This is a genomic window from Brevibacillus reuszeri, assembly GCF_002897295.1.
Taxonomy (GTDB): domain Bacteria; phylum Bacillota; class Bacilli; order Brevibacillales; family Brevibacillaceae; genus Brevibacillus; species Brevibacillus reuszeri_A.
On record NZ_BEXF01000084.1, the window covers coordinates 1 to 1,595 of the forward strand.

The window sequence follows — 1,595 nt, forward strand, 5'->3', positions numbered from 1 at the left end:
AAATCAGGGTATCATAGCAGAACATCTGATAACACAGGTATATGATGCCATCATACTTACAAAATAAAATAGACCGCATCCTATTAGATGTGGTCTATTTATAAGCAGCTTTTATGACGGTTTTACTTCTTAGTATACGCTAAACCTTCTATTATAATACATCTCACTTTTAGGTATCTATTAATAACCCTGATTCAGCCGGCTTATGGGTCGTTTTCAATAGTACGTTTAAACCGAAAATTAAAAGCATATACTTAATATAGTTAATCTTTAATAGTCATAATTATTTTTTTCGGCAAATAATATATAAGATATTAAACAGATTTAATGAATATATTTTATATAACTTGGGTTAAATATGAAAGGTTGGTAACTTTCATAAAGGAGGTTTTCTTGGGGTACGGATCTGGGGTACGGATCTGGGGTACGGATCTGCGTTAGTTATAAAACTCGATCATTCTTCCTATAATCTCTCATGGAGGGAGGTGATAACATTGTTTAATGAACTTTTAAAAGAATACCCTTGGTTGATTCTTATGGCCAAAGTATTAATCGAGTCGGCCCTCAAATTGTATCTTCACTTGAGGAAAAAGAATAGACTGGACAAATTTATTAAAAGCAGAAGAAAGAAGCCAAATTCTGATAGTAGATCAGAATCTGGCTCAGAAAAAAAGAGAGCTTAACAATTTAGTTCCTGCTGGCGGGGGCCAACCCGTTCCATCAGGTAGTGCTGAGGGTGGCTGGAACCATCCTCGGCTCTTCTATTATATATGCCCATCCTCACTGTTGTCATACCCATAAAAATGCTACTTTTAACAACTTAACGCGAATTCATGTCCAACTGATCGATTCTACTGCTGCCGTTAAATCCTCCATACCTGGTGTCATATAGATCATGGTCATTTGGATATTGGGTGTTCCATCTTCCTTGTAATGACCCATTAACACAATGCCCTCCAGCTGCTGCTGTTTACAAAGCTCAAACAAAGGTATAAAGCTATGTTCCATATATCTGATCTTTTTTATAACTTCGTTTTTGTGACAGCCTCCTCTAAAATCTCTTTTCTTGCCATCAAATCTAGACTCGTCAGATCCTGACCTTTATGCTGAAGAATATCAAAAGCCACAAAGGTTAATCCTGGTGTTCGCTCAATTCCAAGCTTAGGATTCGATGAGAATCTGGCCATCGTTGCCTCAAAATCTGGTTTACCGGTATCGATATCACTCACCACAAATTCCCCGTCCAGTATAGTACCTCTATCAGCTGCTTCTTTAGCTGCTTGAGTAATCTCCTGGTACCGATAACTCACATCATTCCGATGTCTTGTATATAATTTAACTTGTTCCTGTATGTCCAAAATACCCCTAATACCATCTATCTTTAATTCTGCAATGTGCTTATTAGATTCGAAGGGTTCTGGAGCATCTGCCAATAACATAGGATCAATCATCCCTCATCCCCCCTATAAATCAGGGTATCATAGCAGAACATCTGATAACACAGGTATATGATGCCATCATACTTACAAAATAAAATAGACCGCATCCTATTAGAATGTGGTCTATTTATAAGCAGCTTTTATGACGGTTTTACT

At 37.2% G+C, this 1,595-nt stretch carries 2 protein-coding genes; both read right to left on the minus strand.

What is annotated here, in order from left to right:
- Window positions 1-831: 831 nt before the first annotated feature.
- A complete protein-coding gene (locus tag C3B52_RS37100; protein ID WP_164685082.1) occupies window positions 832-1,008 on the minus strand; it encodes a hypothetical protein in 177 nt (58 codons plus the stop codon).
- A 14-nt stretch (window positions 1,009-1,022) separates the two neighbouring features.
- Window positions 1,023-1,451 carry an ATP-dependent DNA ligase gene (locus tag C3B52_RS35425; protein WP_103110996.1) on the minus strand — a complete coding sequence of 143 codons (429 nt, stop codon included), beginning with the start codon at window positions 1,449-1,451 and terminating at the stop codon, window positions 1,023-1,025.
- Between the last annotated feature and the right edge of the window lie 144 nt (window positions 1,452-1,595).